The sequence below is a fragment of the Kitasatospora sp. NPDC098652 genome (assembly GCF_044760155.1).
GTDB lineage: Bacteria > Actinomycetota > Actinomycetes > Streptomycetales > Streptomycetaceae > Kitasatospora.
The window spans coordinates 1-4,552 of record NZ_JBIWAQ010000057.1; the positions used below are offsets into that span (position 1 = coordinate 1).

Annotated in this window: 1 protein-coding gene; it reads right to left on the reverse strand. The window is 75.5% G+C overall.

From position 1 onward, the window contains the following. Positions 1 to 4,552 (reverse strand): beta-ketoacyl synthase N-terminal-like domain-containing protein (locus ACIQWA_RS40860; protein WP_402492248.1); only part of this gene is annotated, 4,552 nt, incomplete at both ends.

Sequence of the window (4,552 nt, forward strand, 5' to 3'; positions counted from 1 at the left end):
CACGCACGCCGTGCTCGGCGACCAGGTGCCGGGCGACCAGACGCCCCAGCCCACCGGTGCCACCCGTGATCACGACCGTGCCCTCGCCCCAGCCCACGGACGACCCGCCCGGGGCCACGCGCGCCAGCCGGCCCACCCGGACGGCTCCGGCCCGGGCGGTGAACTGGAAGTCGCCCCCGTCCAGTTGCGTGGAGAGGACGGGCAGCGCCGCCTTCACGTCCGACGCGCGCTCGATGTCGAGCAGGGCGAACCGGCCCGGGTTCTCGGCCTCGGCCGCCCGGACGAGACCCCAGACCGCCCCGCCGCCGAGGTCCCCGACCTCCCCGCCCGGCACCGCCCCCTGCGTCGTGAACACCAGGCGCGCGTCGGCGAAGCGCGGCTCGGCCAGCCACTGCTGCACCAGGCCCAGCGCCCACGCCGTCACCTCGTGCACCCGCTCGGGCACCGAACCACCCGCCACCGGCACGACCACGACCTCCGGCACCTCACCAGGCAGGTCGTCCAGCGACGGCACGTCCTCGCCCAGCGTCAGGGCCCGCACCGGCCCGGCGGCGCGCGCCGTGACGTCCACCCAGTCGAGCCGCAGCAGCGCCCCGCCCGGTCCGGCCTGCTGGGCCACGGCGTTGGGCTCGCCGAGCGTCAGCGCCCCCGCCGACAGCACCGGGCCGCCCGCCGCGTCCGCGACCTCCACGGACACCGCGTCCGTGCCCGCCCTGGCGACCCGCAGCCGCACGACGGCCGCACCGGTCGCGTACAGCGCCACGTCGCGCCAGTCCGTGGGCACCAGGCGCGCGCCGTCGTCCGCCCCGGTCAGGCCCGCGAGCTGGACGGCCGCCTCCAGCAACGCCGGGTGCAGCCCGTACGGCGTCGCGTCCTCGGCCCGGCCCGGCAGGACGGCCTCCGCGAACACCACGTCGCCCCGCTGCCACGCCGCCTGCAGCGTGCGGAACGCCGGGCCGTGGTCCAGCGGGTCGTGGCAGGAGGCCGGATCCACGGCGGCCGCGTCGGCCGGGGGCCACTCCGACGTCCCGAAACCGGCCTCGTGCTCGCCCACGGCCAGCGTGCCGGTGGCGTGGCAGGTCCACGGACCGTCCGCCTCGTCCGCCGGCCGGGCGTAGCAGCTGAGGGGCCGCGTCCCGGTCTCGTCCGGCGCACCGACCACCAGCTGGACGACGACGGCGCCGTCCTCGGGCAGCACCAGCGGCTCGGCGAGCGTCAGCCGCTCGACCCGGTCGCAGGCCACCTGGTCGGCGGCACGGACGGCCAGCTCAAGGAACCCGGTCCCGGGGAAGACGGCCACGCCGCCCACCCGGTGGTCGCCCAGCCACGGCTGCGCCTTCAGCGACAGCCGGCCGGTCAGCAGGACGCCGTCCGAGTCGGCCGGGGCGACCACGGCGCCCAGCAGCGGGTGCTCGGCCGGCCGCAGGCCCGCGCCGGTCACGTCGCCCGGGTGCGCGGCCCGGGCGGGCCAGTAGCGCTCGTGCTGGAAGGCGTAGGTCGGCAGGTCGACGCGCCGGGCGCCGGTGCCGTCGAAGACCCGGGCCCATTCCACGGGCACGCCCACGACGTGCAGGCGGGCCAACGCCGTCAGCAGGACGCTCTCCTCCGGCCGGCCGGGGCGCAGCGCGGGGGCGGCGACGCGGTCGGCGTCCTCCTCCGGGTTCTGCTCAGCGAGGTTCTGCTCGGCGAGGTTCTGTTCGGCGAGGTTCTGTTCGGCGAAAGCGGTCAGGACGCCGCCGGGGCCGAGTTCCAGGTAGTCCGTGGCACCGGCGGCGTCGAGGGCGCGGACACCGTCGGCGAAGCGGACGGCCTCGCGGACGTGGCGTACCCAGTAGTCGGGGCTGGTGAAGTCCTCGCCGCCGAGCTCGCCGGTGAGGTTGGAGACGAGGGGGAGCGAAGGGGCTTGGTAGGCCAGATCGTCGAGGACAGTGCGGAAGCCCTTCAACATCGGCTCCATCAGCGGCGAGTGGAAGGCGTGCGAGACCTGCAACCGCGTGGTCCTACGGTCGGCGAAGTGCGCCTCGACCAGCGAGACGGCCTCCTCGCTACCCGAGACGACCACGGAGGTCGGGCCGTTGACGGCGGCGATCGACACGAACTCGCCCAGCAGTGGCAGGACTTCCGCCTCCGTCGCCTGCACCGCCGACATCGCACCACCCGAAGGCAGCGCCTGCATCAAGCGGCCCCGGGCACTCACGAGCTTGCAGGCGTCCGTCAGCGAGAACACCCCGGCCACGTGCGCCGCCGCGACCTCGCCGATCGAGTGGCCCGCGACGAACTCGGCGCGCACGCCCAGCGATTCGACGAGGCGGTAGAGCGCCACCTCCACCGCGAACAGCCCGGCCTGGGCGTACGCGGTCCGGTTCGGCAGCTCCGCGTCCGAGCCCCAGACGACGTCCCGAACCGGCAGCTCGAGCGCGTCACACACCTCGTCGAACGCGCGGGCGAACACCGGGAACCGGGCGTACAACTCCCTTCCCATCCCCAGCCGTTGCGATCCCTGGCCGGAGAACAGCATTGCGAGCCGCCGCTCCCCCGCCACGCCGCGCGCCACCTCGGCGCCGTCCAGCAGCACCGCCCGGTGCCCGAACCGCGACCGCCCGGCCAGCGAGAGGCCGATGTCGGCCGGCGAGGCGTCCAGGCTTTCCAGTCGGCCGAGTTGGGCGTCCAGCGCGGCCTCCGACGCTCCCGAGACCACCCACGGCACGACGCCCGGGTCCGCTCCCGCCTCCGCGGCCGGCTCCGGCGCCGGTGCAGGTGCCTGCTCGACGATCACGTGCGCGTTCGTCCCGCTGATCCCGAACGACGACACCCCGGCCCGGCGCGGATGCCCGGTCTCGGGCCACTCGCGCGCCTCCGTCAGGAGCTCCACCGCGCCCGCCGACCAGTCGACGTGCGACGAGGGCGCGTCGACGTACAGCGTCTTCGGCAGCACGCCCGCCCGCATCGCCGCCACCATCTTGATGACCCCCGCGACGCCTGCCGCCGCCTGGGTGTGCCCGAGGTTGGACTTCACCGACCCCAGGTACAGCGGGAGTTCGCGGTCCTGCCCGTACGTGGCGAGGAGCGCCTGGGCCTCGATCGGGTCGCCCAGCGTCGTCCCGGTCCCGTGCGCCTCGACGGCGTCGACCTCGGCGGCCGACAGGCGGGCGTTGGCGAGGGCCTGGCGGATGACGCGCTGCTGGGACGGGCCGTTGGGCGCGGTCAGCCCGTTCGATGCGCCGTCCTGGTTGACGGCGGAGCCGCGCACGACGGCGAGCACCGGGTGCCCGTTGCGGCGCGCGTCGCTCAGCCGCTCCAGCACCAGGACGCCCGCGCCCTCCGACCAGCCCGTCCCGTCCGCCGCGTCGGCGAAGGCCTTGCAGCGCCCGTCCGTCGCGAGCCCGCCCTGGCGGGTGAAGCCGAGGAAGCTCATCGGCGTGGACAGGACGGTCACGCCGCCGGCCAGGGCGAGCGTGCACTCGCCGCTGTTGAGGGACTGCGCGGCCAGGTGCATCGCCACGAGCGACGAGGAGCAGGCGGTGTCGATCGTGAGTGCCGGGCCCTCCAGGCCGAAGCAGTACGAGACCCGGCCGGAGATCACGCTGTTGGCCAGCCCGGTACTCGCGTGGCCCTCCACCTCCTCCTGGGAGTTCATCACCAGCGAGGCGTAGTCCTGGCCCGTCGTGCCGACGAAGACGCCGGTCCGGCTGCCGCGCAGCGCCGTCGGGTCGATGCCGGCCCGCTCGAAGGCCTCCCAGGACGTCTCCAGCAGGATCCGCTGCTGCGGGTCCATCGCGAGGGCCTCGCGCGGCGAGATCCCGAAGAAGCCCGCGTCGAAGTCCCCGAGGCCGGCGAGGAAACCGCCCTGGCGGGTGGCGCTCACGCCGTGGCCGGTGCCGAAGAGGGCGTCGAGGTCCCAGCCGCGGTCGGTCGGGAAGTCGGTGATGCCGTCGCGGCCCTCGCTCAGGAGCCGCCAGAGGTCCTCGGGCGTCTCGATACCGCCGGGGAAGCGGCAGGCCATGCCGACGATCGCGATCGGCTCTCCGGCGTCGGCGGTGGCCGCCGTCGGGGCGGCCACGTCGTCCTCCTCGTCGAGGAGTTCCCCGAGGAGGTGCGCGGCGAGGGCGTGCGGGGTCGGGTAGTCGAAGACCATCGTCGCCGGGAGCCGGAGCCCGGTGACGTCGGCGAGGCGGTTGCGCAGTTCGATCGCCGTGAGGGAGTCGAAGCCGAGGTCGCGGAACTCCCGTCCGGGGTCGACCGCCTGGCCGGAGGCGTGGCCCAGGACGGCGGCGGCCTCCGCGCGAACAAGGTCCACGAGGTGGCGCCGGCGGTCGCCCTCGCGCAGCTCGTACAGACGCGCGGCAAGGGCGGCGAAGGCCGTACCTCCGGTGTTCGCGGCCGTGCGACGGCCGGCGGGCAGGAGGGCGCGGAACATCGTCGGCACCTCGCCGCGCGGGCGGGCACCGGCGGCCATGCGGCCGGTCGCGACCAGGTAGGGCTCGTCGACGGCCATCGCGGCGTCGAGCAGGGCGAGGCCGTCCTCCTCGGTGAGGGGCGGGACGCCGGAGGA